The sequence below is a fragment of the Serratia sp. G204Y genome, assembly GCF_051172435.1.
In the GTDB taxonomy this organism is placed as follows: Bacteria; Pseudomonadota; Gammaproteobacteria; order Enterobacterales; family Enterobacteriaceae; genus Serratia; species Serratia sarumanii.
On the sequence record NZ_JBPIZA010000001.1, the window covers coordinates 2,283,766 to 2,306,159 of the forward strand.

At 60.8% G+C, this 22,394-nt stretch carries 24 protein-coding genes; 13 read left to right on the plus strand and 11 right to left on the minus strand.

Features of this window, described 5'->3' with window-relative positions:
- Positions 1-531 (plus strand): GNAT family N-acetyltransferase, encoded by a 531-nt coding sequence (locus ACSBQQ_RS11070; RefSeq protein ID WP_033637665.1) that lies wholly within the window; start codon positions 1-3, stop codon positions 529-531.
- Between the two features lie 3 nt (positions 532-534).
- Here the strand turns inward: ACSBQQ_RS11070 and ACSBQQ_RS11075 are convergent, their stop codons facing one another.
- Complete coding sequence (locus ACSBQQ_RS11075) at positions 535-1,407, minus strand: LysR family transcriptional regulator (protein ID WP_043146992.1); 873 nt, start codon at positions 1,405-1,407, stop codon at positions 535-537.
- Between the two features lie 91 nt (positions 1,408-1,498).
- On the opposite strand from ACSBQQ_RS11075, the gene ACSBQQ_RS11080 reads away from it, so the two are divergent.
- Positions 1,499-2,482, plus strand: a complete 984-nt coding sequence (locus ACSBQQ_RS11080; protein ID WP_039566890.1) for a nitrilase family protein — start codon at positions 1,499-1,501, stop codon at positions 2,480-2,482.
- A gap of 87 nt (positions 2,483-2,569) precedes the next feature.
- Here the strand turns inward: ACSBQQ_RS11080 and ompX are convergent, their stop codons facing one another.
- Positions 2,570-3,088 (minus strand): outer membrane protein OmpX, encoded by a 519-nt coding sequence (gene ompX / locus ACSBQQ_RS11085; RefSeq protein ID WP_033637662.1) that lies wholly within the window; start codon positions 3,086-3,088, stop codon positions 2,570-2,572.
- 400 nt (positions 3,089-3,488) lie between these two features.
- Here ompX and rhtA point away from each other — a divergent pair, with 400 nt between their 5' ends.
- Together rhtA and ACSBQQ_RS11095 are read left to right on the plus strand one after the other, a co-directional pair.
- Complete coding sequence (gene rhtA / locus ACSBQQ_RS11090) at positions 3,489-4,376, plus strand: threonine/homoserine exporter RhtA (RefSeq protein WP_004939202.1); 888 nt, start codon at positions 3,489-3,491, stop codon at positions 4,374-4,376.
- A gap of 132 nt (positions 4,377-4,508) precedes the next feature.
- On the plus strand, positions 4,509-4,976 hold the full coding sequence (locus tag ACSBQQ_RS11095; protein WP_033646871.1) for a YhcH/YjgK/YiaL family protein: 468 nt from the start codon (positions 4,509-4,511) through the stop codon (positions 4,974-4,976).
- Here ACSBQQ_RS11095 and ACSBQQ_RS11100 read toward each other — a convergent pair.
- A complete protein-coding gene (locus ACSBQQ_RS11100; protein WP_033647478.1) occupies positions 4,958-5,509 on the minus strand; it encodes an AAA family ATPase in 552 nt (183 codons plus the stop codon). The two genes, ACSBQQ_RS11095 and ACSBQQ_RS11100, sit on opposite strands and share 19 nt — an antisense overlap.
- 354 nt (positions 5,510-5,863) lie before the next feature.
- On the opposite strand from ACSBQQ_RS11100, the gene dps reads away from it, so the two are divergent.
- From dps to ybiO, 6 genes are all read left to right on the plus strand, one after another.
- Positions 5,864-6,367 (plus strand): DNA starvation/stationary phase protection protein Dps, encoded by a 504-nt coding sequence (gene dps / locus ACSBQQ_RS11105; protein WP_004939215.1) that lies wholly within the window; start codon positions 5,864-5,866, stop codon positions 6,365-6,367.
- A 140-nt stretch (positions 6,368-6,507) separates the two neighbouring features.
- Positions 6,508-6,774: a DksA/TraR family C4-type zinc finger protein gene (locus ACSBQQ_RS11110; RefSeq protein ID WP_033646872.1), complete on the plus strand. Its 267-nt coding sequence runs from the start codon at positions 6,508-6,510 to the stop codon at positions 6,772-6,774.
- A 337-nt stretch (positions 6,775-7,111) separates the two neighbouring features.
- The gene (gene glnH / locus ACSBQQ_RS11115) at positions 7,112-7,855 is read left to right on the plus strand and encodes a glutamine ABC transporter substrate-binding protein GlnH (protein WP_004939223.1); all 744 of its coding nucleotides are present in this window, start codon (positions 7,112-7,114) and stop codon (positions 7,853-7,855) included.
- A gap of 104 nt (positions 7,856-7,959) precedes the next feature.
- Positions 7,960-8,619, plus strand: a complete 660-nt coding sequence (gene glnP, locus ACSBQQ_RS11120; RefSeq protein ID WP_004939229.1) for a glutamine ABC transporter permease GlnP — start codon at positions 7,960-7,962, stop codon at positions 8,617-8,619.
- Positions 8,616-9,338 (plus strand): glutamine ABC transporter ATP-binding protein GlnQ, encoded by a 723-nt coding sequence (gene glnQ, locus ACSBQQ_RS11125; protein WP_004939230.1) that lies wholly within the window; start codon positions 8,616-8,618, stop codon positions 9,336-9,338. Before glnP ends, glnQ begins: the two co-directional genes overlap by 4 nt.
- 154 nt (positions 9,339-9,492) lie before the next feature.
- Entirely contained in the window at positions 9,493-11,718 is a 2,226-nt protein-coding gene (ybiO, locus tag ACSBQQ_RS11130) for a mechanosensitive channel protein (RefSeq protein WP_060387458.1), read from the plus strand.
- On the opposite strand, the gene ACSBQQ_RS11135 is transcribed toward ybiO, so the two are convergent.
- From ACSBQQ_RS11135 to rlmF, 5 genes are all read right to left on the minus strand, one after another.
- Positions 11,715-12,719, minus strand: coding sequence for an alpha/beta hydrolase family protein (locus ACSBQQ_RS11135; RefSeq protein WP_060387457.1), 1,005 nt, complete (start codon positions 12,717-12,719; stop codon positions 11,715-11,717). The genes ybiO and ACSBQQ_RS11135 overlap by 4 nt on opposite strands.
- Positions 12,707-13,171, minus strand: coding sequence for a GNAT family N-acetyltransferase (locus ACSBQQ_RS11140; RefSeq protein ID WP_230199884.1), 465 nt, complete (start codon positions 13,169-13,171; stop codon positions 12,707-12,709). The genes ACSBQQ_RS11135 and ACSBQQ_RS11140 overlap by 13 nt, the downstream gene beginning before the upstream one ends.
- A 183-nt stretch (positions 13,172-13,354) precedes the next feature.
- A complete protein-coding gene (locus ACSBQQ_RS11145; protein WP_060418344.1) occupies positions 13,355-13,924 on the minus strand; it encodes a TetR/AcrR family transcriptional regulator in 570 nt (189 codons plus the stop codon).
- 183 nt (positions 13,925-14,107) lie between these two features.
- Positions 14,108-15,412: a methyl-accepting chemotaxis protein gene (locus ACSBQQ_RS11150; protein WP_033653405.1), complete on the minus strand. Its 1,305-nt coding sequence runs from the start codon at positions 15,410-15,412 to the stop codon at positions 14,108-14,110.
- Between the two features lie 295 nt (positions 15,413-15,707).
- Positions 15,708-16,673, minus strand: a complete 966-nt coding sequence (rlmF, locus tag ACSBQQ_RS11155) for a 23S rRNA (adenine(1618)-N(6))-methyltransferase RlmF (RefSeq protein WP_170929824.1) — start codon at positions 16,671-16,673, stop codon at positions 15,708-15,710.
- A 118-nt stretch (positions 16,674-16,791) separates the two neighbouring features.
- Between rlmF and ACSBQQ_RS11160 the strand changes: the two genes are divergently transcribed.
- The 3 genes from ACSBQQ_RS11160 (at position 16,792) to ACSBQQ_RS11170 (ending at position 18,772) form a co-directional block, all read left to right on the plus strand.
- Positions 16,792-17,421: a flavin reductase family protein gene (locus ACSBQQ_RS11160; protein WP_033646882.1), complete on the plus strand. Its 630-nt coding sequence runs from the start codon at positions 16,792-16,794 to the stop codon at positions 17,419-17,421.
- A 167-nt stretch (positions 17,422-17,588) separates the two neighbouring features.
- Positions 17,589-17,849 carry a multiple stress resistance protein BhsA gene (bhsA, locus tag ACSBQQ_RS11165; protein ID WP_015377148.1) on the plus strand — a complete coding sequence of 87 codons (261 nt, stop codon included), beginning with the start codon at positions 17,589-17,591 and terminating at the stop codon, positions 17,847-17,849.
- 287 nt (positions 17,850-18,136) lie between these two features.
- The gene (locus tag ACSBQQ_RS11170; RefSeq protein ID WP_435013016.1) at positions 18,137-18,772 is read left to right on the plus strand and encodes a carbonic anhydrase; all 636 of its coding nucleotides are present in this window, start codon (positions 18,137-18,139) and stop codon (positions 18,770-18,772) included.
- Between the two features lie 66 nt (positions 18,773-18,838).
- Here the strand turns inward: ACSBQQ_RS11170 and ACSBQQ_RS11175 are convergent, their stop codons facing one another.
- From ACSBQQ_RS11175 to ACSBQQ_RS11185, 3 genes are read right to left on the minus strand one after another with little or no spacing between them, the layout of a single operon-like run.
- Positions 18,839-20,695, minus strand: coding sequence for a M3 family metallopeptidase (locus ACSBQQ_RS11175; RefSeq protein WP_060419967.1), 1,857 nt, complete (start codon positions 20,693-20,695; stop codon positions 18,839-18,841).
- A gap of 46 nt (positions 20,696-20,741) precedes the next feature.
- A complete protein-coding gene (gene ybiB / locus ACSBQQ_RS11180; protein WP_060428310.1) occupies positions 20,742-21,701 on the minus strand; it encodes a DNA-binding protein YbiB in 960 nt (319 codons plus the stop codon).
- Positions 21,702-21,739: 38 nt separating this feature from the next.
- Positions 21,740-22,369 (minus strand): FMN-binding negative transcriptional regulator, encoded by a 630-nt coding sequence (locus ACSBQQ_RS11185; RefSeq protein WP_060428308.1) that lies wholly within the window; start codon positions 22,367-22,369, stop codon positions 21,740-21,742.
- Between the last annotated feature and the right edge of the window lie 25 nt (positions 22,370-22,394).

Genomic DNA, 22,394 nt, shown 5'->3' on the forward strand with positions numbered 1-22,394 from the left:
ATGACCGTAATCAACACCGCGCCAACGCTTGTCACCGAACGCCTGCGGCTGGACGCGCACAGGCTGGACGACTTCGAGTCGCTGGCCGCATTGTGGGCCGATCCGCTGGTGGTACGCTATATCGGCGGCACGCCGCGCGACCGGGAAGACTCCTGGGGGCGCCTGATGCGCTACGCTGGCCACTGGGCGCTGTTGGGGTATGGAAATTGGGCGGTGCGTGACAAACAGAGCGGCGAGTACCTCGGCAGCATCGGCTTCTTCGACGGCCTGCGCGATATCACCCCGGCGCTCGACGCGCCGGAAATGGGCTGGACGCTGGTGAGTTCTGCGCACGGCAAAGGCTACGCCACCGAGGCACTGCGGGCGGCGCTGGCCTGGGGTAAAACGCACCTGCCGGGGGAGAAAACCGTCTGCATCATCTCGCCGGAAAACCAGGCTTCGCTGGCGCTGGCGAAAAAAGTCGGCTTTAGCGAAAGCCGCCGCAGCGAGTATCACCAGAGCCCGATCGTCGTGATGCATTGCCCGCTCTAAAACCTAACCGCGTTGCATCGCCAACGCCGTCTGAACAAAGTTGTCCCGCAGCGCGTCGGCGCGCTGCGGGTCCCAGGCGATACCGACCTGCCACTCCGTTTCCTCGCCGCTCAGCGGTAAAATGTCGATGCCGGCCGGCGCGATATGCGTGATGCTGTGCGGCAGCAGCGCAACGCCGACGCCGGCGGCGACCAGCGCCAACAGCGTCTGAATATCGCCGGCCTGCTGCACCACGTTCGGCGTCAAGCGGTGAGCGGCGATAAACCGCAGCGACTGATCGCTCAGCCCGCGCCCGCGCTTCGGAGTCAACTGCAACAGCGGCAGCTGATTGAAACGCGCCATCAGATCGTCGGCGCGCAGCGCCAGCGCGCCCGGCGCGGCCAGCACCAACCGGTCACTCAGCATTGCCACGCCGCACAGCGGCGTATTGACCGGCAAACGCACGAACCCCGCCTGCAACTCCCCCTGTAACAGCAACTGATACTGCCGCTCCGACGGGATGTCCTCCAGGCCGATCGCCACCTCGGGAAACCGTTGGCGAAAAGCCGCCACCAGCTGCGGCGCCAGATGAAAGCTGGAGAGGCCAAATCCCAGCGCCAGCCGCCCCGCTTCCCCGAGCGCCACCCGCCGGGCGCGCCGCTGAAACTGCTGGTACTGTTCCACCAGCGCCTGCACCTCCGGGTAGAGCCGCTGCCCGCCGGCGGTGAGCGCCGCGCCCTGTCGGCCACGCTCGAACAATCGAACGCCGAGCTGGGTTTCCAGCGCCTGAATCTGCTTGCTCAGCGCCGGCTGGCTGATGCACAGCCGGCTCGCCGCCTGTCGATAGTTGCCCTGCTCGGCCAGCGCCACCAGGGCGCGCAGTTGTTTTATGTCCATTCCATCAGGTTATCAAATAGGGAATTTAATTGATTATACAATAATCAATCCACCTGCTGTAATCAACGCAGACCCTAACCGGAGAGACACCATGACCATCTCATTGCGCGCCGCCACGGTGCAGTTCCAGCATCGCGCCAACGATAAGAATTACAACCTGTCGATCATTGAGCGCTTTATCGCTCAGGCGGCCGAGCAGCAGGTACAGCTGCTGGCCTTCCCGGAAATGTGCATCACCGGCTATTGGCACGTGCGCCATCTGTCCGACGTCGAAGTGCGGGCGCTGGCGGAACCGATCGCCGCCAGCCCTTCGCTGGCGCGCATTCGCCCGCTGGCGGAGCGATACAACATGGCGATCGGCGTCGGGCTGATCGAGCTGGGCGACGACGGCCGTTGCTACAACGCCTACGCCGTATGCCTGCCGGACGGCGCGCTGCATGTGCACCGTAAACTGCACGCCTTCGAACACCCGGCTATCGCCAGCGGCGATCGCTATACCGTATTCGACACCCCCTGGGGCGTGCGCGTGGGCGTATTGATCTGCTGGGACAATAATCTGGTGGAGAATGTGCGCGCAACGGCGCTGCTGGGCGCGGAGGTGTTGATGGCCCCGCACCAGACCGGCGGCACCCATTCGCGCAGCCCGCACGGCATGAAGCCGATCCCACAGGCGCTGTGGCAGCGGCGGGCGGAAGATCCGCAGGCGATAGAAGCCGCCTTTCGCGGCGAACACGGCCGCGGCTGGCTGATGCGCTGGCTGCCCTCGCGCGCTCACGACAACGGGCTGTTTTTGCTGTTCAGCAACGGCGTGGGCCGCGATGACGATGAGGTACGCACCGGCAATGCGATGATCCTCGATCCCTACGGCCGCATCGTGGCGGAGACCTGGGCGGCGGAAGACCGGATGGTCAGCGCCGATCTCGATCTGACGCTGATCCCGCTCAGCACCGGCCGCCGCTGGATTTACGGACGCCGCCCCGAGCTGTACGGTTTACTGACCGAACCGCAAGGCTATGAGCGCGATGCCCGCAGCGCACGCTTTTCGACGCAGCCGACGGGGCGCGGCGGCCAATGACAGATAAAAAAAATCCGCCCGAAGGCGGATTTTTTATCCGCGCGGCAACCTGTGCCGCGCATTCACGCCCGCAGGCATGAAGAAATCTTAGAAGCGGTAGCCTACGCCAACGTTCCAGCTGCCAACGTCCACGCTGCGGATGCGGCTCTGCTCGTAGCCAACGTCCAGGGCAACGTTTTCGATTGGGTTGAACTGCAGACCGGCACCGTAGGTGAAGCCGTAGTCGCTGTTGCCACCTTTGTTACCACCAGCCTGGGCGTTGTCGATGTTTTTGCCGTAGCCAACACCGATCACACCGTAGATGCTCGCCCAGTCGTTGAAGCGGTAAGCTGGACCTGCGGTGATGGAATCGTACTGAGATTTCTTGTAGAAACCGTTTTCAGAACGATTTTTTTCCAGGTGGGTGAAGGAGCCGATCACACCCAGTGGGTTGTTGTCGAACTCGTAACGGTATTTCAGGTTGAAACCGTCGGCCTTGTTAGCAACGCCTTGGAGATCACCCTGCGCATAGCCAGCGGATACGGTGCTCTGACCAGCGAATGCGGTACCTGCGCTAACTGCTAATACGCAAGCTGCTACTGCGGAAAGACATGCAATTTTTTTCATAACCACCTCAAACGCGTTTTATTATTAAGTACATCCATTTGTTCATGCTTTGAAAATATAACAAAAATTAGCGTGAAACTCTGCCTTGAAATGAGTGTCTAAAGCTTTATATCGTGTAACAGAAGATTTCAAGAACAGTGTATCTGCTTCTTTTCGCTCTATTTTCGGCCGTATTCTACGGCTTTCTGTGACAAAAATCACCAATTTAATATCCAGATAATTCTTAAGAAAAAGCGCACTTTTTGACCAAATCCGCCACATCTCATCCGAGGATCGGCGGATTTCACCGCGATGCGCGCTTTTCTCAGACAGATTTTCGCCATTTCATTTACACTGCTCGCATCCCCGTTTCGACCGTTTTCTCAAGGCTGAGGAACGGCGCAAAAAAGGCTCGTTAAGGATGTCGTTATCTACTTCCGGCAGAGCGCCCTCCGCGCTTCTGCCCATCTGTCTGTTGATCATCGCCATGGTGTCTATCCAGAGCGGCGCCTCGTTGGCCAAAAGCCTGTTCCCGATCGTGGGCGCCGAAGGCATTACGACGCTGCGCCTTTTCATCGGCACCCTGATTCTGTTCATTATCTTCCGCCCGTGGCGTATGCGCATCGTCGCCGGCAGCCGCTTGCCGCTGCTGATTTACGGCCTGTCGCTCGGCGCGATGAACTACCTGTTCTACCTGTCGCTGCGCACCGTGCCGCTCGGCATCGCCGTGGCGCTGGAGTTTACCGGCCCGTTGGCGGTGGCCATGTTCTCGTCGCGCCGGCCGATCGACTTTCTTTGGGTGGCGCTGGCGATCGCCGGGTTATGGTTCCTGTTGCCGCTCGGCCACGGCGTGGGCGGGATCGATCCGTTCGGTGCCGCCTGTGCGCTCGGCGCCGGCGCCTGCTGGGCGGTCTATATCATCTTCGGCCAGAAGGCCGGCGGCGATCACGGCCCCGGTACGGTGGCGCTCGGCTCCTTGATCGCCGCGCTGGTGTTCTGCCCGATCGGCGCCTGGCAAACCGGCAGCGTACTGTTCAACCTCGATATTCTGCCGGTGGCGCTGGCGGTGGCGATCCTCTCCACCGCGCTGCCATATTCGCTGGAGATCATCGCGCTGCCCAAAATTCCGGCGCGCACCTTCGGCACCTTAATGAGCCTCGAACCGGCGATGGCGGCGCTGTCCGGCATGCTGTTCCTCGGCGAACACCTGAGCGGCGTGCAATGGCTGGCGCTGGCGGCGATTATCGCCGCCTCCATGGGCTCCGCCCTGACCATTCGCCCCAAGCCGCGCCTCGAAAGCCTTTCCTGATCGCCTGACTCGCCTGCCGACCGCAACGTCGGAATGCAGGCGGGTTAACTGTTTTCCTCGTGACAAATCGGCATACTTCCCCTTAGCCTGTATCGCAGGCTCTTTGGACTTTCGCTCACATGGAGAATAACAGTGATTCACAACAGCCTGTTCAACCCCCGCTTCGGCCGCGGACTCGCGCCGGCGCTGGTTTCAACCCTGACCGAGTTACGCCGATGCGACCTGCCCGAACTGGCGCTGGGCCATCACCCGATCGACGGCGACAACATCTTTATGGACGTGATGACGCTGACCACCGTGCCGGCGGCGGAAAAGCGCGCCGAAATGCATCAGGAGTACATCGCGCTGCATCTGCTGATCAGCGGCGAAGAACGCATCGAATACGGCCTGGCGGGCGACTGGCACCGCGAACATCCCCACGCGGAAAATAGCGACCTTCTGCTGCTGGACATCAAACGCCACCCGCAAACGCTGCACATGACGCACGGCATGTTCGCGATCTTTTTCCAGATGGAAGCGCACAAAACCGGCTGCCTGTGGCAGCGGCCGCAGCACATCAAGAAAGCGGTAGTGAGGATCCATCACCGCCTGCTGCTGTGAACCTGCGGCAGCGTCCGTAGAAAATCGGCGGCCTGGCGGGGAGAGCGCAAGCGCTTGAAACGGCGCCCTGCATCGGTACGGGCCATCTCCGCCAGGTATTTTCGCCGGTTCTTCGAGTAAGTGCGGATCGTCCACAGCACGATCGACTCGCGGCTGAAGAAAGAACGGCGGAAACTTTCCCGATTGCCGGTGCCCGGCCACAGCTCGCGTTTGCTGGCCGCGCGCCGGCACGCGCGGCGCACGGCCTGCCACAGCGTGCGGCAGAAGCCGTAGTCCAGCCACAGGATATAATCGACCTCGCGCCACTTGATCGCCTGCGTGCGGCTGTAGTTGCCGTCCAGCACCCAGCCTCCTCCCGCTTCGGCCAGCGTCTGCTCAAGCCGCGCCAAGAACGCGTCATCGGGCGTCCCCTGCCACTCGGGCCGCCAATAGAGCCTGTCCATCTCGATATAGGGAACGTCAAGACGTTCCGCCAGTTGACGCGCCAGGGTGCTTTTACCGCTGCCGCTGGTGCCGACGACGTTAATTTTCATCATTCGCCAATAAAGTCCGGGGTTAATTCCCTTACTTTATCCGCATCAATTACGGCTATCAATCTGAATAGGCTTGAAATTAACACCCCGATAACAAAGCAGATATTTAGCCGAACCCGCATGCCGGCAAAAAATAAAATAACAGGGGTAAATATTCACTGACACAAATAATAACTTAAATTGAAATAACAATAACTTTCATAAAGTTACACAAAAACAAAAAACAAATAAAATAGTGCCATTCGGCCATTCCTATTTGTGCAATAGCCATTTTCGTACGGCAAAAATAAATACCCCTGCTATAATTGATCCCGTAACGAAATAGGACAACGACTAATCAAGAGGATATCTGATATGAGTACCGCTAAACTGGTGAAAACGAAATCTTCTGATCTGCTGTATACCCGTAACGATCTGGACGAAAAAGTCAAACTGGCCGCCATCAAGGCGCTGAACCATCAGGTCGTGCAATTCATCGATCTTTCGTTGATCACCAAGCAGGCGCACTGGAATATGCGCGGCGCAAACTTCATCGCGGTCCATGAAATGCTGGACGGCTTCCGCACCGCCATCATCGAGCATCAGGACACCTTCGCCGAACGCGTGGTGCAACTGGGCGGCGTGGCACTGGGCACCGTACAGGTGGTTAACGATCGGACGCCGCTGAAAAGCTATCCGACCAATATCCACAGCGTGCAAGAGCACCTGAAAGCGCTGGCCGATCGCTACGGCGCGGTCGCGAATGATATCCGTAAAGCCATTACCGAAGTGGAAGACGAAGATACCGCCGACATGTTCACCGCCGCTTCGCGCGATCTGGACAAGTTCCTGTGGTTCATCGAATCCAACATCGAATAACGCTAAAAAGTTGCAGAGCGCCCGTCGTTCCGGGCAGAACAGGCTGGGCTTCGCCCGGCCTGTTTTCTTTTGCGCGGCCGTTGCATTGTACAAAAAACGGCCCATATTAAACGGTAAGGTTCCTTTGTCAGGAGGTAACGATGGCCAGCGGCTGGGCGGCGGACGGCGCCGTACAAGATCAGATTGATTCCACCGTCGACGATGCGGTGCAGCGCGCGCGTGAAGCGCTCGGGCACGGCGAGAGCGAGCGCTATTGCCAGGAATGCGGAGAACCGATCCCCGAGGCGCGCCGCAAGGCGTTAATCGGCGTGCGTTTTTGCCTCGCCTGCCAGACCGAACAAGACAAAAAACACGCGGCCGCCAGCCTGTACAACCGGCGCGGCAGCAAAGACAGCCAGTTGCGCTAGCATTATCTGCCCCCCTTTTCGCCGCTCGCGGCTCCGCTTGCACCGTCAGTGCATCATGAAAGTTAGAGTTAGTTATCAATATTGAAGCAAAAACGTTAAAGAACGGTTGTTTCACAGCCAAAGTTTGGTTAATGATAGCCCCGTGCACCAAGATAATTCTTACGCACCATTTTGGCGCCTCACCTTGGTGCATAACCATAACAATTCGCCTTTACGGCACAACATCACGCAATAACTCTTTGTTTTTATAGTAGTTGAAAACATGGCACGATTTTTTCATGGCACCAACTGCAATATAAAAAATGGGTAATCCGCAACCTGTACAGGAATTCCTCTCATGAAGTCGATTTTTAAAGTCTCCCTGGCCGCACTCTCTCTGGCCTTTGCCGTAAGTTCCCACGCAGCAGACAAACTGGTGGTCGCCACCGACACCGCTTTCGTTCCTTTTGAGTTCAAACAAGGCGACAAATACGTCGGCTTCGACATCGACCTGTGGGCCGCCGTCGCCAAAGAGCTGAAGCTGGACTACACCCTGAAGCCAATGGACTTCGGCGGCATCATTCCGGCGCTGCAGACCAAAAACGTCGATCTGGCGCTGGCCGGCATCACCATCACCGATGAGCGCAAGAAAGCCATCGACTTCTCCGACGGCTACTACAAGAGCGGCCTGCTGGTGATGGTCAACGCCGACAACAACAGCGTGAAAAGCATCGACGATCTGAACGGCAAAGTGGTGGCGGTGAAGAGCGGCACCGGCTCGGTGGATTACGCCAAGCAGCACATCAAAACCAAGGATCTGCGTCAGTTCCCTAACATCGACAACGCCTACATGGAGCTGGGCACCAAGCGCGCCGATGCGGTGCTGCACGACACGCCAAACATCCTGTACTTCATCAAGACGGCCGGCGCCGGCAAGTTCAAAACCGTAGGCGATTCGCTGGAAGCACAGCAGTATGGCATCGCCTTCCCTAAAGGCAGCGACGAGCTGCGCGAGAAGGTGAACGGCGCGCTGAAGACCCTGCGTGAGAACGGCACCTATAACGAGATCTACAAGAAGTGGTTCGGCACCGAACCTAAGTAAGCTGTGAATTTGGCAAGCTATTAACTTAAGCACAGGGGGGCGCTTACCCCCCCTGCGCTTCGTTGTATCTGATACCCACGTTCGGGATCACCGGGAGAAATATCATGCAGTTCGACTGGAGCGCCATCTGGCCCGCCATTCCTATCTTGTTAGAGGGCGCCAAAATGACCCTGTGGATTTCGGTCCTCGGTCTGATTGGCGGCCTGATCATCGGCCTCGTCGCCGGCTTTGCCCGCACCTACGGCGGTTGGATCGCCAACCACATCGCGTTGGTGTTTATCGAAGTGATCCGCGGCACGCCGATCGTGGTGCAGGTGATGTTCATCTACTTCGCCCTGCCGATGGCGTTCACCGATTTGCGCATCGATCCGTTCACCGCGGCGGTGGTGACCATCATGATCAACTCCGGCGCCTACATTGCGGAAATCACCCGCGGCGCGGTGCTGTCGATTCATAACGGTTTCCGCGAGGCCGGCCTGGCGCTCGGCCTGTCGCGCCGCGAAACCATCCGCTACGTCATTATGCCGCTGGCGCTGCGCCGCATGCTGCCGCCGCTGGGCAACCAGTGGATCATCAGCATCAAAGACACCTCGCTGTTCATCGTGATCGGCGTGGCGGAGCTGACCCGTCAGGGTCAGGAAATTATTGCCGGTAACTTCCGCGCGCTGGAAATCTGGAGCGCCGTGGCGGTTATCTATCTGATTATTACCCTGGTGCTGAGCTTCGTGCTGCGTCGTCTGGAAAGAAGGATGAAAATCCTGTGATTGAATTTAAAAACGTCTCCAAGCATTTTGGCCAAACCCAGGTGCTGCATAACATCGATTTGAAGATCGACAAAGGCGAAGTGGTGGTGATCATCGGGCCGTCCGGCTCCGGCAAATCCACCCTGCTGCGCTGCATCAACAAGCTGGAAGAGGTCACCAGCGGCGATCTGATCGTCGACGGCCTGAAAGCCAACGATCCGAAAGTGGACGATCGGTTGATCCGCCAGGAAGCCGGCATGGTGTTCCAGCAGTTCTACCTGTTCCCACACCTGACGGCGCTGGAAAACGTCGCCTTCGGCCCGATCCGCGTGCGCGGCGCGAAGAAGTCCGATGCGGAAAAGCTGGCGCGCGAGCTGCTGGCCAAGGTCGGTCTGGCGGAGCGTGCCCACCACTACCCGTCCGAACTGTCGGGCGGGCAGCAGCAGCGCGTGGCGATTGCGCGCGCGCTGGCGGTGAAGCCGAAAATGATGCTGTTCGACGAGCCGACCTCCGCGCTCGATCCGGAATTGCGCCACGAAGTGCTGAAGGTGATGCAGGATCTGGCCGAGGAAGGCATGACGATGGTCATCGTCACCCACGAAGTCGGCTTTGCCGAAAAAGTGGCGTCGCGCCTGATCTTTATCGATAAGGGCCGGATTGCCGAAGACGGCAACCCGCACGACCTGATCAACCATCCGCCAAGCCCGCGTCTGCAGGAGTTCCTGCAGCACGTATCCTGATCCTGGCGGTTTCACGGCGGGCGCGCCACGCGCCCGCCGCTTTCATTCCGCACGCGTTCCCACGCCACATCGCGCCACCTTTCCTACTATATTCATTGTTTTTCATCGTATTGCTCTGACATCCGCCGATCACAGAACGCCAAAGAGAGGAACAATGCCGCCAAACGCAGACTCCCGACGAGGTTCTCATCTGCGAGAACACCTGCTTTTCCTGCTGCTGTTGCTGACCCTGAACGTCTTCGCGCCACCGGCGCTGGCGCAAAACGCGCCGCCCGCGCCCGCCGACAAGAGCGAGCAGCAGAAGGCCGCCTACGCCGCGCTGGCCGATCTGCTGCAAGACGACAAAGCGCGCGCGGCACTCATCAACCACCTGAAACAGGCCGCCGGCGACGCCCCCGCCGCCGCCCCAACAACGCCGGAGGAATCAACGCCGGCCACGCTGAGCGACAGCCTGAACTCGCTGGCGCAGGAGGGCATCGGCACCTTTAACCAGAAGCTCGGCGCGCTGCAAAAGCTGATCGACTCCGGTCCGAAGCGCGTTTTCAATCCCGCCGGCTTTTTCCGCGCGCTGGGTTACTTTCTGCTGACGGTGGCGGTCACCTTTGCGCTGTTCCACCTGATCCGGCGGCTGATCGCGCCGTTGTACAAACGCATGGGCAGCTGGGGGCACAACGCGCGGCTACAGCGCGGCCCGTGGTATAAGCGCCCCGCCGCCATTCTCGGCGCTTTCGCCGTCGATCTGCTGGTGCTGCTGCTGGCGCTGGCGGCGGGCAACCTGTTCGCCCGCCACGTCCACGCCGACAGCGCCACCATTCTGCGGCTGCAGACCCTGTTTCTCAGCGCCTTCGCGGTGATTGAGTTTTTCAAAGCGGTGCTGCGGCTGATTTTCGCCCCCAACTTCGACTACCTGCGCCCCTTCCCCTTCAGCGACCAGAGCGCGCGCTACTGGAACACGCGCCTCGCCTGGCTCAGCGGCCTGATCGGCTACGGCCTGATGGTGGTGGTGCCGGTGGTGGCGGTGCAGATCAGCTACCCGGCCGCCGCCGCCGTCAATCTGGTGGTGATGCTGGCGCTGACGCTGTACGCCATCTGGCTGATCCTGCACAACCGCAAGCCGATACAGCAACAGATCAACCTGCTGGCCGAACGGTCGATGGCGTTTTTCAGCGCGATCCTGCGCGGCCTGGGGCATATCTGGCATCTGCTGGCGATCGCCTATTTTCTGGTGTTGTTCGTGCTGTCCCAGTTCGACATCGGCAACAGCCTGCGCTTTATGATGAGCGCCACGGTGAAAAGCCTGCTGGTGGTCGGCGTCGGCGCTCTGCTGTCCGGCATGCTGACCCGCTGGATTTTCCGCCGCATTTCGCTGCCGACCGACGTTAATCTGCGCTATCCGATGCTCGAGCGGCGCATCAACTCCTACATCCCCAACGGGCTGAAGATACTGCGGGTGATGGTGGTGCTGGCGGTGACGCTGTTCCTGCTCGATGCCTGGCACCTGATCAACCTGTACCAGTGGGCGGGCAGCGAAAATGGCCAGCGAACGCTCGGCGGGCTGGTGCATATCCTGCTGATCCTGCTGATCGCCGTCTTCAGTTGGACGCTGATGGCCAGCATCATCGAGCACCGCCTGGCGTTGGAACTGAGCAACGGCGTGCGGCCGAGCGCGCGCGAACGCACGCTGCTGACGCTGTTTCGCAACGTGCTGGCCATCGTTATCAGCACCATTACCGTGATGATCGTGCTGTCGCAGGTGGGGCTGAACATCGCGCCGCTGCTGGCGGGCGCCGGCGCGCTGGGGCTGGCCATCAGCTTCGGCGCCCAGACGCTGGTGAAAGACGTGATCACCGGCGTGTTCATCCAGTTCGAAAACGGCATGAACACCGGCGAATATGTCACCGTCAGCGGCATCACCGGCACCGTGGAGCGCATGACCATCCGCTCGATCGGCCTGCGCGACGACTACGGCGTCTACCACATCGTGCCGTACTCCTCGATCACCACGCTGGCCAACTATGCGCGTGAGTTCGGAGTGTATCGCGCCAACTACACCGTCAGCCGCGACGAGGACATCGATCGGGTCAATAAGGTGCTGCATCAGGCCGTCGCTGCGCTGAAGCAGGATGAACAGGTGAAGCATTTCCTGATTGGCGAGCCGGTCTTCAACGGCGTGGTGGCGTTGGGCGACCGCTCGTTCACCACCCGCGTGACGGTGCGCACGCAGGCGCTGAAACAGTGGGTGGTGCAATACGCCCTCGATCGGCTGGTGAAAATCCATTTCGATCGGGCCGGCATCGGCATGCCGCAGCAGGCGATGCAGATCTCCCGCGCGCCGCAGCCGCACGAAGAACAGGCGCCGCCCTCGGTCCCCGGCGGTTAGCGCCCGCAGGGCTGAGCGGCCAGAAAGGCCGCCACGTCCTGTCGGTAGGCGTCGTATTGCACCGAGCGCGGCGCAAACAGGCCAACCACGTTGATCAGCCACGGATGGCGGGCGAACAGCGGTTTGATCATCACATGATCGGCCTCGTCGATGCGCGTCACCGTCAGCAGTGAGGCCGGGATCGTTTGCCGATACACGCGCTCGGTTTCGTCCGCGTCCACGTTGACGTCGCGCCCGCCCAGGATCAGGTGCACCGGCGTGGTGAAATGCCGCAATTCCGCCGTCGCGTCGCTGGCCATGTTAGCGCGGATAAAGTGCCAGCGGTCGGCGCTCAATGCAGCGGCGGCGCCATACTCGCGGCGGTACTGCGCGTAGCCGTCCGGCTGTTCGAGCAGCGTCTGAATGTGGCGCCAATGCGCCTCGCGCGCCTGGATCAGCGCTTCATCATCCCCTGCCGCCGCCATCGCCGCCCGGGTGTTATAACGCCCTTGCCGCAGCCAGTTGATCGCCGGCGCCAGCGCCAGCGTGAAGGCGATGTCGGGGCGCAAACGCGCCACCGCCGGCATCACCCACCCCGCCTGGCTGGTGCCCCACAGCCCCACGCAGCGCGCATCGAAGCGCCCGTCCCGCCGGGCCCAGTCGATGATATCGGCGGTTTCCCGCGCGCGATCCGCCATGGTCTGATGCAGCCAGTTGCCGCCGGAGCCGCCAACGCCCGGCTTATCGAAGGATAAAACCGCGTAGCCCTGCTGCGCCATCGCCTCCCAAATGCCGTAATAGCCTTCGTCGCGGCTGGCGTTAGCCGGCCCATCACCGTGTACGAACACCACGACGCCGGGCTTGACCGGCGCATGCTGCGGCAACACCAGCGTGCCGGTCAGCCGGTTGCCGCCGGCGGTCACCGTGACCGGTTCAGTGACGAAGCGAAAGTCGTTGACGAAAATGACCCAGCCGAACGCCAGCAGGAACAGCACCACGCTGCACAGTCCTATTTTGCGCACGTCGCCTCCCCGCAGCGTCTCTCCATCAACACCCAGTCGGCCTGACCGAACAGCCATCCCAACGCAGCGTAATGCTCTTCTCGCCGCACCTGAAAACCGCAGCGCCGATACAGGCGCAGCGCATCCACGTTGCGCCGGCTGACGTGCAGGCTCAGGCACCGGCCCGCGCCTTGCCCGGCAGCGTAGTCGTTCATCCATTGCAGCAGCCGCTTGCCCACCCCTTTGCCGCGCTGACTCTCGGCTACCGCCAAGTAAGAGAGATACAGTTCATCGGCCGCCGGGGTGTGCCGCAACACCGCCATTTGCAGATACATGCGCCAAACGTTCAGCCAACCATAGCGGCGGCACAGCCGCCAAATCGGCAAGGCATGCGGACGCCGCCCGGCGTTGTTCTCGCCAGCGGCCGCATTGAGGGCAAAGGCCGCCACCACCTGTTCATCCTGCTTCACCACGAAGCTGCGCTCCCGGCTGCCGCCTTGCTTCCAACGCCACAGCCGATAGAACAGACGCCACTGAAGGCGGGGGCTCAGACGGCGCGCGCTGGAACTTGTCGCAGAACGCAGCGTAGATCAGCGCCGCCGTTTGCAGGCGGTCAGCATCGTGGTACGGCTCAATGTGCAGCATATCCACCTCGACTAGGGATGCCGGTAGAGCAGCTGTTCCAACAGCCGCACCGGCGTGGTCTCCTCCGGCGCGGACGACGCAAAGATCGCCTGCCGCCAGGCCTGACTTTCGATCACGTCCAACACCAGCTGCGCAAGCGGTAACGGCGCTATCGCCGGTGCAATCTCACCGGTTTGCTGAGCCTCGGCGATAACCGTCGCCAGCGCCTCAATCAGCTGCCGCTGGTTAGCGCCGAACGGCTCGGCCAACGCCGGGTTGCGCGCCACCTCCGCCACGATCTCCGCCGACAACTGCACATTGGCCGGCTCAGCGACAAAAGCGTGATAGGCGGTAAAAAAGGCCGACAGAGCCTGCTTCGGCCGCTTTCTGTCGGCCCACAATCCGGCGGCAAACTCGGTGAATACGCCGTTTTCCAGCAGCGCAATCTCGCCGATCAACGCCTCCTTGCCGGTAAAGTGGTTATAGAGGTTGCCGACGCTGACGCCCGCCGTCTGCGCGATATCCCGCATGCTGGTCTGGTGAAATCCCTTATGGGTAAAGCTGTGCAGCGCGGCCTCGACAATCTTTTCTCGGTTTCCCATCGGCAACTCCCGAAACGGTGAAGGGGGGCGCCTGGCGCCATCGAATAAACATCAATGAACAAACGTTCGTTCACATTTAAGGATAGCATAGGCCGGTAAAATTGAACCACGGCTCAACGGCGTGTGAATCGGCGGGAAGATAAAAACGCCGCCCCTGTTTTCGGCGGGCGGCGTGGTGAAAACTCAGTGCAGCGCGTCGCCCTGCTTCACCGACGTAAACGCCTGCATCAGTTTCACGACGTCGTGCATGCCGATGTTGACCTGGTTGATCACTTCCCCGGCATCGTGGGTCAGCGCCACGCCGCCGCCGGCCTGCTCTACGCAGGTTGCCATGCCGGCAATCGCCGCCGCCACGCCTTGCTGGATAGACTTGGTCATGCGCTCAATCTCGGTCGCCGCCTTACGCGACTGTTCCGCCAGCGTGCGCACTTCGTTGGCGACCACCGCAAAACCGCGCCCGTGCTCACCGGCATGGGCGGCTTCGATCGAGGCGTTAATCGCCAGCAGGTTGGTTTGGGAGGCGATTTTACGAATGGCTTCGACGATGGTGCCGATCTGCTGAGAACACTTGCCCAGCTCGGTGACCACGTCCGAGGTTTCGCGCGCCGCCGCTTCGACCTGCTGCATGCCTTTCACCGCCTGCTGCACGATGATCGCGCCCTGCGCCGCCTGCCGATCGGTATCGAGCGACAGATGATGCGCGTTGCGCACCATCTCTTCTTCATGCTGCTGCTGTTGCATCAGCCGGGTGATGTCCTGGGCAATCTTCACCACCTTCACCACCTGGCCTTCGTTGTCGAGGATCGGGTTGTAACTGGCCTCCAGCCATACCCGTTCGCCGCGCCGGTTGAGGCGCTCAAAACGCCCGGTGATGAACTCGCCGCGCGCCAGGCGCTGCCAATGCCGCCGATAATCGTCGGAATTGGCGAACTCCGGCGGGCACAGCACCGCATGCGACTGCCCGCACGCCTCTTCCAGCCGATAGCCCATCAGCGCCAGCATATTGTCGTTAGCGCTGACGATGGTGCCCTGCGGCGTGAAAGCGATCATCGCCATCGATCGATTCAGCGCCGCCAGCAGGCTGCGATGCTCCTGCGCCTGGGTCACTCGCTCGGTCACTTCGCTGGCAATCTTGACGATCTCCACCACCTTACCCTGTTTATTCAGCACCGGCGCATAGGTGCCTTGCAGCCACACCGCCTCGCCGTTTTTCGCGATGCGCTTTATGGTGTCCGTAATGGGTTGGCCCTTATTCAGCGTCTCCCAATGTTTGCGGTATAGCGGGCTGGCAACATAGTTCGGATCGCAGAAAATACGGTGATGCCGGCCAATCACGTCATCGCGTTGAAATCCCAGCGTGTTGAGGAAAAGATCGTTGGCGCGCAATACCGTGCCATCGGGCGAGAATACGATCATCGGAACGGCGTGTTCTATCGCGCTCAGTTCGGCGCCTTTGTGGGTAGTTAACTGACTGAATCGTAACAGCATAAGGTGTAGTCCTTGTGGCAGATGATGGCGCTTTTCTTATTTTTGCCTGGCCACGTGCCGCGCCCACACGCAGACGTGCCATCGCGGAAGGAACGGGCAGCGCCGTTCCTTCTGGTTATTGCTATTAACCGGATTGAATTTATTTATTCAGTAAAGTAATTATTAGAATTTAAATAAACCAACAGCCTAAGATTTTTATTATTAATTCCGTATTGAGAATAACGTAAGTGATGAAAATTGAAAGGTAAAATGCGGATTTTTGTCGGCGCCGGCAGGATAACCGGCGCCGGAAGGATTAGCGCCAGTGTTCGGCTGCCCAGGCGGCCTGTTGCTCGGCGTCGTGGAAGGTCCAGGCGACAAAGCGGCTGATCTTCTGCCCTTGCGCCATCTCGATGGTGCGCACCTCGGCCGTGCCCGCCACCTTCAGCGCATGGTAAATGGCCGGCAGCGTGGTGTTTTTCGAGATGAGCGAAGTGAACCACAGGCAGTTGTTGGCCTTGCCGACGCTCTCTTCCACCATCTTGCGCACGAAGGCTTCTTCGCCACCTTCGCACCACAGTTCGTTGTTCTTGCCGCCGAAGTTTTGCACCGGCTTGTCGGCCACTTCCCCTTTGCCCAATTTATGCAGCTTGCGGCGGGTGCTGGCGCGCGCTTCCTGCTCGGACGCGTGGAACGGCGGGTTGCACAGGGTGGCGTCAAATTTCTCGGCCGCGCCGATGATGCCGCTAAAAATCAGCTCAGGCTGTTTTTGCAACCGCAGACGCACGCTGTTGCGCAGCGTCGGGTTCATCTCGACGATCATTTTGGCCGCGTTGAGCGACACCGAATCGATTTCAGACCCGGTGAAACGCCAGCCGTATTCGCGCAGGCCGACGATCGGGTAAATGCAGTTGGCGCCGACGCCGACGTCGAGGATCGCCACGCCCTTGCCGCGCGGGATCTCGCCGCCGTTGCTGGTCGCCAGCAGATCCGCCAGGTGGTGCAGATAATCGGCGCGGCCGGGGATCGGCGGGCACAGGTAGTCCGCCGGAATATCCCAGTGTTCGATGCCGTAAAAGTGCTGCAGCAACGCACGGTTGAGCATTTTCACCGCCGCCGGATCGGCGAAGTCCACCGACACATCGCCCCAGGCGTTCGGTTTTACGAACGGCGCCAACGCCGGGCAGCTGGCGATCAGCGCCGGGAAGTCATAGCGTGAACGATGACGGTTGCGCGGATGCAGGCCGCTTTTCTGCTGCGGGAAGGTTTTCTTTTTTTCCACCGTGACGGGCTCTCTTGAAGGTATTTCCGGCGCGTAAGATAACACATCCCGCCCGCAATGGCGCAGCGGCGGGAAACCCGGCACAATGAAAACCTCATCGATTGCCACAGGATCCCCCATGAGCCGTGAATCTCGTTATTATTATGAACCCGCCGCCGGCCACGGCCTGCCGCACGATCCGCTGAACGCCATCGTCGGCCCGCGCCCCATCGGCTGGATCTCTTCCCGCAGCGCCGCCGGCTTGCGCAATCTGGCGCCCTACAGCTTTTTCAACTGCTTCAACTACCGTCCGCCGATCGTCGGTTTCGCCAGCACCGGCTGGAAAGACAGCGTGGCGAATATCGTGGAAACCGGCGAATTCGTCTGGAACCTGGCGACACGCCCGCTGGCGGAAGCGATGAACAACAGTTCCATCCCCCTGCCGCGCGGCGAGGATGAATTCGCCTTCGCCGGCGTCACGCCGCTGCCCGGGCGCCGGGTCAAAGCCGAGCGCGTGGCCGAAAGTCCGGTTAACTTCGAATGCCGGCTGACCCAGTGCATTCAGCTGCAAACCGCCGCCGGTGAACAGGTGGAAACCTGGCTGGTATTGGGCGAGGTGGTGGCGGTGCACCTCGATCCGGCGCTGCTGGACGAACACGGCGTCTACCAGACCGCCGCTGCCGAACCTATTCTGCGCGCCGGCGGCCCGACCGCCTACTACGGCATTTCCGAACAGCACCGTTTCGATTTGGCGCGCCCGACGCGCTGATCGTCTCCCCCGTTTAGGCAGAAGATAAACGGGGGGATTAACAATCAAAAAATCTGAACAAACCCATCAACACTCTCCGATTTCATCCCGCCTGTCACTGCGCAATAATCTTCCCATCGAAAGGCAACCCCCTTTCTCCCTAATTCACTTTGACAGGAATGACGAACATGAAAACCATCAAAACTTTTGCTGCCGCTATCGCCCTGGCCACCGTTTCTTTCACCACTTTCGCCGCTGAACACGTCAGCGCCCAGGATGCCGCCCAATTCGAAAAAGCCGGCGTGATCGTCGCCAGCGGCGCGACCGACCTGAGCAGCCTGAAGTCTCAACTGGCCGCCAAAGCCGATGCGGCAGGCGCCAAGGCCTTCACCATCACTTCGACCAGCGGTAACAACCTGATGCACGCCACCGCGGTTATCTACAAATAATCACCGCACCAGACGCCAAAAAGCCCGCCGGATATCACCCCGGCGGGCTTTTTTTATCTTCGCTTGCGTCAGCGCTGCATGGGCACGACAGCCGGTTTTTTGCTACCCGCTTTATCAGCAACCCACGCGTAAGCGAACCGGACAATTCTGCCGGAAACGGGTTTAAACCCCGTATTTAATGTGGTTTACAGGGGATATGTACACACATTTTTTTACCGTGCCATTGCTGGACTAACGGAAGAGGATGATTATCATATTACGCAGACTACAGATGCAGAGAGCGTTGTATGCAACATATCATTGAAGGTTTCCTCAGTTTCCAGAAAGAGATTTTCCCGCAGCGTAAGGAACTCTTTCGCAGCCTGGCCTCCAGCCAAAATCCCAAAGCGCTGTTTATTTCCTGTTCTGACAGCCGCCTGGTGCCCGAGCTGGTGACGCAGCAAGAGCCTGGGCAACTGTTCGTTATTCGCAACGCCGGTAACATCGTCCCTTCCTTTGGCCCGGAGCCGGGTGGGGTTTCTGCGACTATCGAATACGCGGTAGTGGCGCTGGGCGTAACTGATATCGTGATTTGTGGCCACTCGAACTGTGGCGCCATGAAGGCTATCGCGTCCTGTCACTGCCTCGATCCCATGCCTGCGGTAGCCCACTGGCTGCACTACGCGGATGCGGCCAAAGCGGTGGTCGAGAAGAAAACCTGGAATAGCGAAACAGACAAAGTTAACGCTATGGTGGAAGAGAACGTTATCGCCCAGCTAAATAATATCAAAACCCACCCTTCTGTGGCGGTGGGTCTGCGCAACAGCGGGCTGCGCCTGCACGGCTGGGTGTACGACATCGAAAGCGGCGAAATTCGTACGCTGGATAGAAACACCAAGAGCTTCGTTTCCCTGGCCGATAATCCCGACGTCTATTTCGAATAAAATAACGCCCAGATTTTATCATTAAATAAAATCCACGCTGCCGCGTGGATTTTTTTATTGTCAGCCTTAAACCAAACGCGCCTCTATCGCTGCGGCGAAATCGCGACACATCCGTTCGTCGCCGTCGGCGTTGTCCGCCAATACCGTCTCGCCGTCCACCACCCGAATATGCGCCTCCAAATCGAAATCCGCCGGCGGCTGCGGGCGCGCGGCGGCGGCGGCCATCGTCTGCTGCGCCTCGCGCCACGCCTGCGCCACCGTCTGGTTACAGGCCTGCGCCAGATAGTCCGGGTTGAACCCTTCGCCGGTCAGGCTGCGCAGCGTGTCATCATGGCTGACGCTGTTGCCCGGCAACCAATAGTGTTGCGCCAGATCCGGGCCGATGGCCGGGTTGTCCGTCAGGTAACCGTCGCGCTGCAGGAAGAACTGGCGGGTTTGTTCCACCGCCATCATCGCCAGCAGATAACCCTGATAAGAGCAGGCGGACTCCAGCGACAGCAGGTGCGGGATCGCCAGCGTCGGGCGCGGGCTGCCGCTGATGCCGAGGATCTTCTGCTCGACCTCGCGCGCCAGCGCGGTGATGGCTTCCGGCGTGCGCTGCTCGTCATCCCACTGATACAGCGCCCACTCGAAGTACGGTACCAGCAGGATATGGCGTTCGTTGAACGCGCGCATCGGCTGGCGCGCCGCGATACCGGCTTCGATTAGCGCATCGGGCACCGCTTCGCCGGCGGCGTTTTTCGCATAGCGTTTCAACCAGTCGGCGTCGTCCAGCAGGCTGTCGCAGAACATCGACTGGGTTTCGGCATAGGCCATCGAGGTCGGTGGGAATTCCTGCGAGAAGCACGGCGCATTCTGGCGAATGTTGGCGAAATGCGCCGCGTGGCCGCCCTCGTGGAACAGGGTGTTGAGCCCGTAAGCGCCGCTGCCCACCTGCCCCGGCTGCGCCAGGCTGGTGAAGTTGATGCGCGCCGGCACCCATTCCCCCTGGCGCACAAACGGCGGCACCGGGCCGTGCATAAAGCCGTTCTCATACTTGCCTTTGCGCACCAGCAGATCGAGGTTCATCTCGGCGCCGCCAAAGCCGATGTGCAGACGTTTGAAGCTGTCGACCCAGCGCTCCAGCGAACGCGAAAACGGGAAGTAAGGATCCAGTTGGCGGGTGACGTCGCCGGCGCTGGCAAAGCGCACGTTCCACGGCTCCAGCGCCTGGCTGCCCTTGTCGGCCGCCAGTTGCTGCAGGCTGCGCGCGTTGGCCTCGCGGGTTTCCCGCTCGAAGCGATCCAGAATGGCGAACAGCTGCTCCGGCGTCATGCGCTCGGTTTTGTTCACCTTGTAGTCGAAATAGTTGCGATAGCCCATCTGGCGCGCAAAGCGGTTGCGCAAGCCAATCAGTTCCGGCAGGCCGTTATGCAGCAGCCATTGCTCCAGATCGCGCAGCGCCTGCTGCGAGCTGCGGCGGTAGTCTTCGTTCGGGTTGGTCGCCTGGTTGGTCAACAGCTCGCCGAGCGAGGCCGCCACCCGCTGGCCTTCGGCGTTCAGATGCGTCACCTGGTAGCCCTTGCGGCGCGAGTAGAGATCGGATTCGGCGTGGATGATCCGATCCAACAGCGCCTGCGCCTGCGGATCTTCAATGGCGTTGCAGTCGAAGAAACGCAGCCAACCTTGCAGGCCGTGGATCAGCGCATCGCGCTGCGCCTCCTGCGGCAGCGTTTCCAATCCGGCCAGCAGATTGCGGATCTCCGCCAGCCGGCGCGGTTCGGCGATAAAGCGCTTATAGGCGCTTTCCGCGGCGGCAAAGCGCGCCGACACCTCTTCACCGCCGGTGCCCATGTAGTTTTGCCAGAACAGCTCTTCTTTGGCGCGGTGAACGTCGAGGTAATCCTGGTTCAATTGATTGAAGTAATCGAGAGCCTGTTGCATAACCGTCCTTCTCTGCCGATGAGGAAATATCCCAGTATAGTCGCGCTCAGGCCTGACGCAGGCGCTGCAGCCCCTGTTCCAGCGTTTCGCTCTCGCCGGCGGCCACCAGGCAACAGGCGACCTGCCGCTGGATGGCCTGCGGGATCGCCACCTCGCCCGCCAGGCAGCGCTCGGTCCAGCGCGCGGTGGTTTCCGCGTCTTTCGCCGCCGGCAACGTCGGCGTTTCATCCTGCAAGGTGCGCTCCAGCAACACGCGCTGTTCGCCGCCGGCAATATAGTGAATCTGCGGGCAGCGCAGCGGGTTGGCGTAGGCTTCGCCTTCGGTGCCGTGCATCAACAGCCCGCGGGCGCCGATCTGGCGGAAAAACGACGCCACCCGGCCGACATACTCTGGGTGTGAGACGCTGGCGAGGCGCAGCGCATCCTGTTCGCCGAACGGCGTCGCCAGCTTGGCCAGCGTATGGGCGCTGTTGCGCACCCCCATGCGCCAACGCAGCCCGAGCTGCCGCGCCAGCGGCGCCGACAGCGTGGAAACCGGCATGAACACTGCCTCGCCGTTATCGAGACGCTGCTGGGCGTGAACGGCCTGTTCCGACCACGGCAGCCCCAGGGCGCGGAAAATCTCGGCGCTGGTCACGCGAGTGCTGTCGTCCAGCACGCCATGCACCACCACCGGCAGGCCCACTTTCGCGAGCAGCAACGCCAGCAGCGGCGTCAGGCTGGCCTGCTTGCGCGCGCCGTTATAGCTCGGCAGCACTACCGGCAGCGGCCGCCCCTGCGGCGCCTGCAGCGGCAACACCTGCTGCTGCATCGCCTGGTAGAAGCCCAGCATCTCCTCTTCGGCCTCACCCTTGATGCGCAGCGCGATCAGAATGCCGCCCAGCTCCAGCTCGGGGACCTCCCCGGCCAGCATCGCCTGATACAGCTCAAAGGCGGTCTGCCGGTCCAGGTCGCGCGCATGGTTTTTGCCGCGGCCTATTTCTTTGATAATTTTGGTGTAATCCATCCGAAGGTTCCCCTTGCTCACTCTTCGGTTAGCATACCCTATCCGCGCCGCCGCTCAACCTCCTCTGCCAGCCGCCGCTGCGTTTCATCGCCGTCGCGCAGCCCGGCGATCACCCCGCCGGCATCGTCGGCGCTGCGGTTTTGGCTCATCTTCCATTTGCCTTCGCGCCGGGTGACGGCGATCTCGATACCGACGATGCCTTTAAGCTGCGCGGCGATGTAGTTGGCCGGCGCGTCGTCGAGCCGCCAGGGCGCCGGGCGCCCTCCTTCCTGCTGCGCGGTAAGATCGATCAGCTGGCGGCGCAGCCAGGCCGGGTCGTCCGTCACCTTCGGCACGCCATACAGCTGCACCACGCTGTAATTCCAGGTCGGCACCACTTTGCCGGTCTGGCGCTTGCTCGGGTACCAGCCGGGCGACACATAGCCCTCCACCCCCTGAAAAATCACCAGGCATTCCGCCGCGTGCTGCAGCCGCCGCCAGTGCTCGTTGGCGCGCGACAGGTGCGCCCGCAGCCGGACCTGCCCCTGTTCGACATCGGCCAGAAACGGCAGCGGATCGGCCGTCAATCCCTGCTCGCCGTGGCTGACCAGCAGCCCCAACGGGTGGGCGCGCACCAGCGCCAGTTGGGCATCCAGATCGTCTTCGCGAAATGCGGCGGGTTGAAACATCAGTGTGGCTCCTTACGCTCTCTCA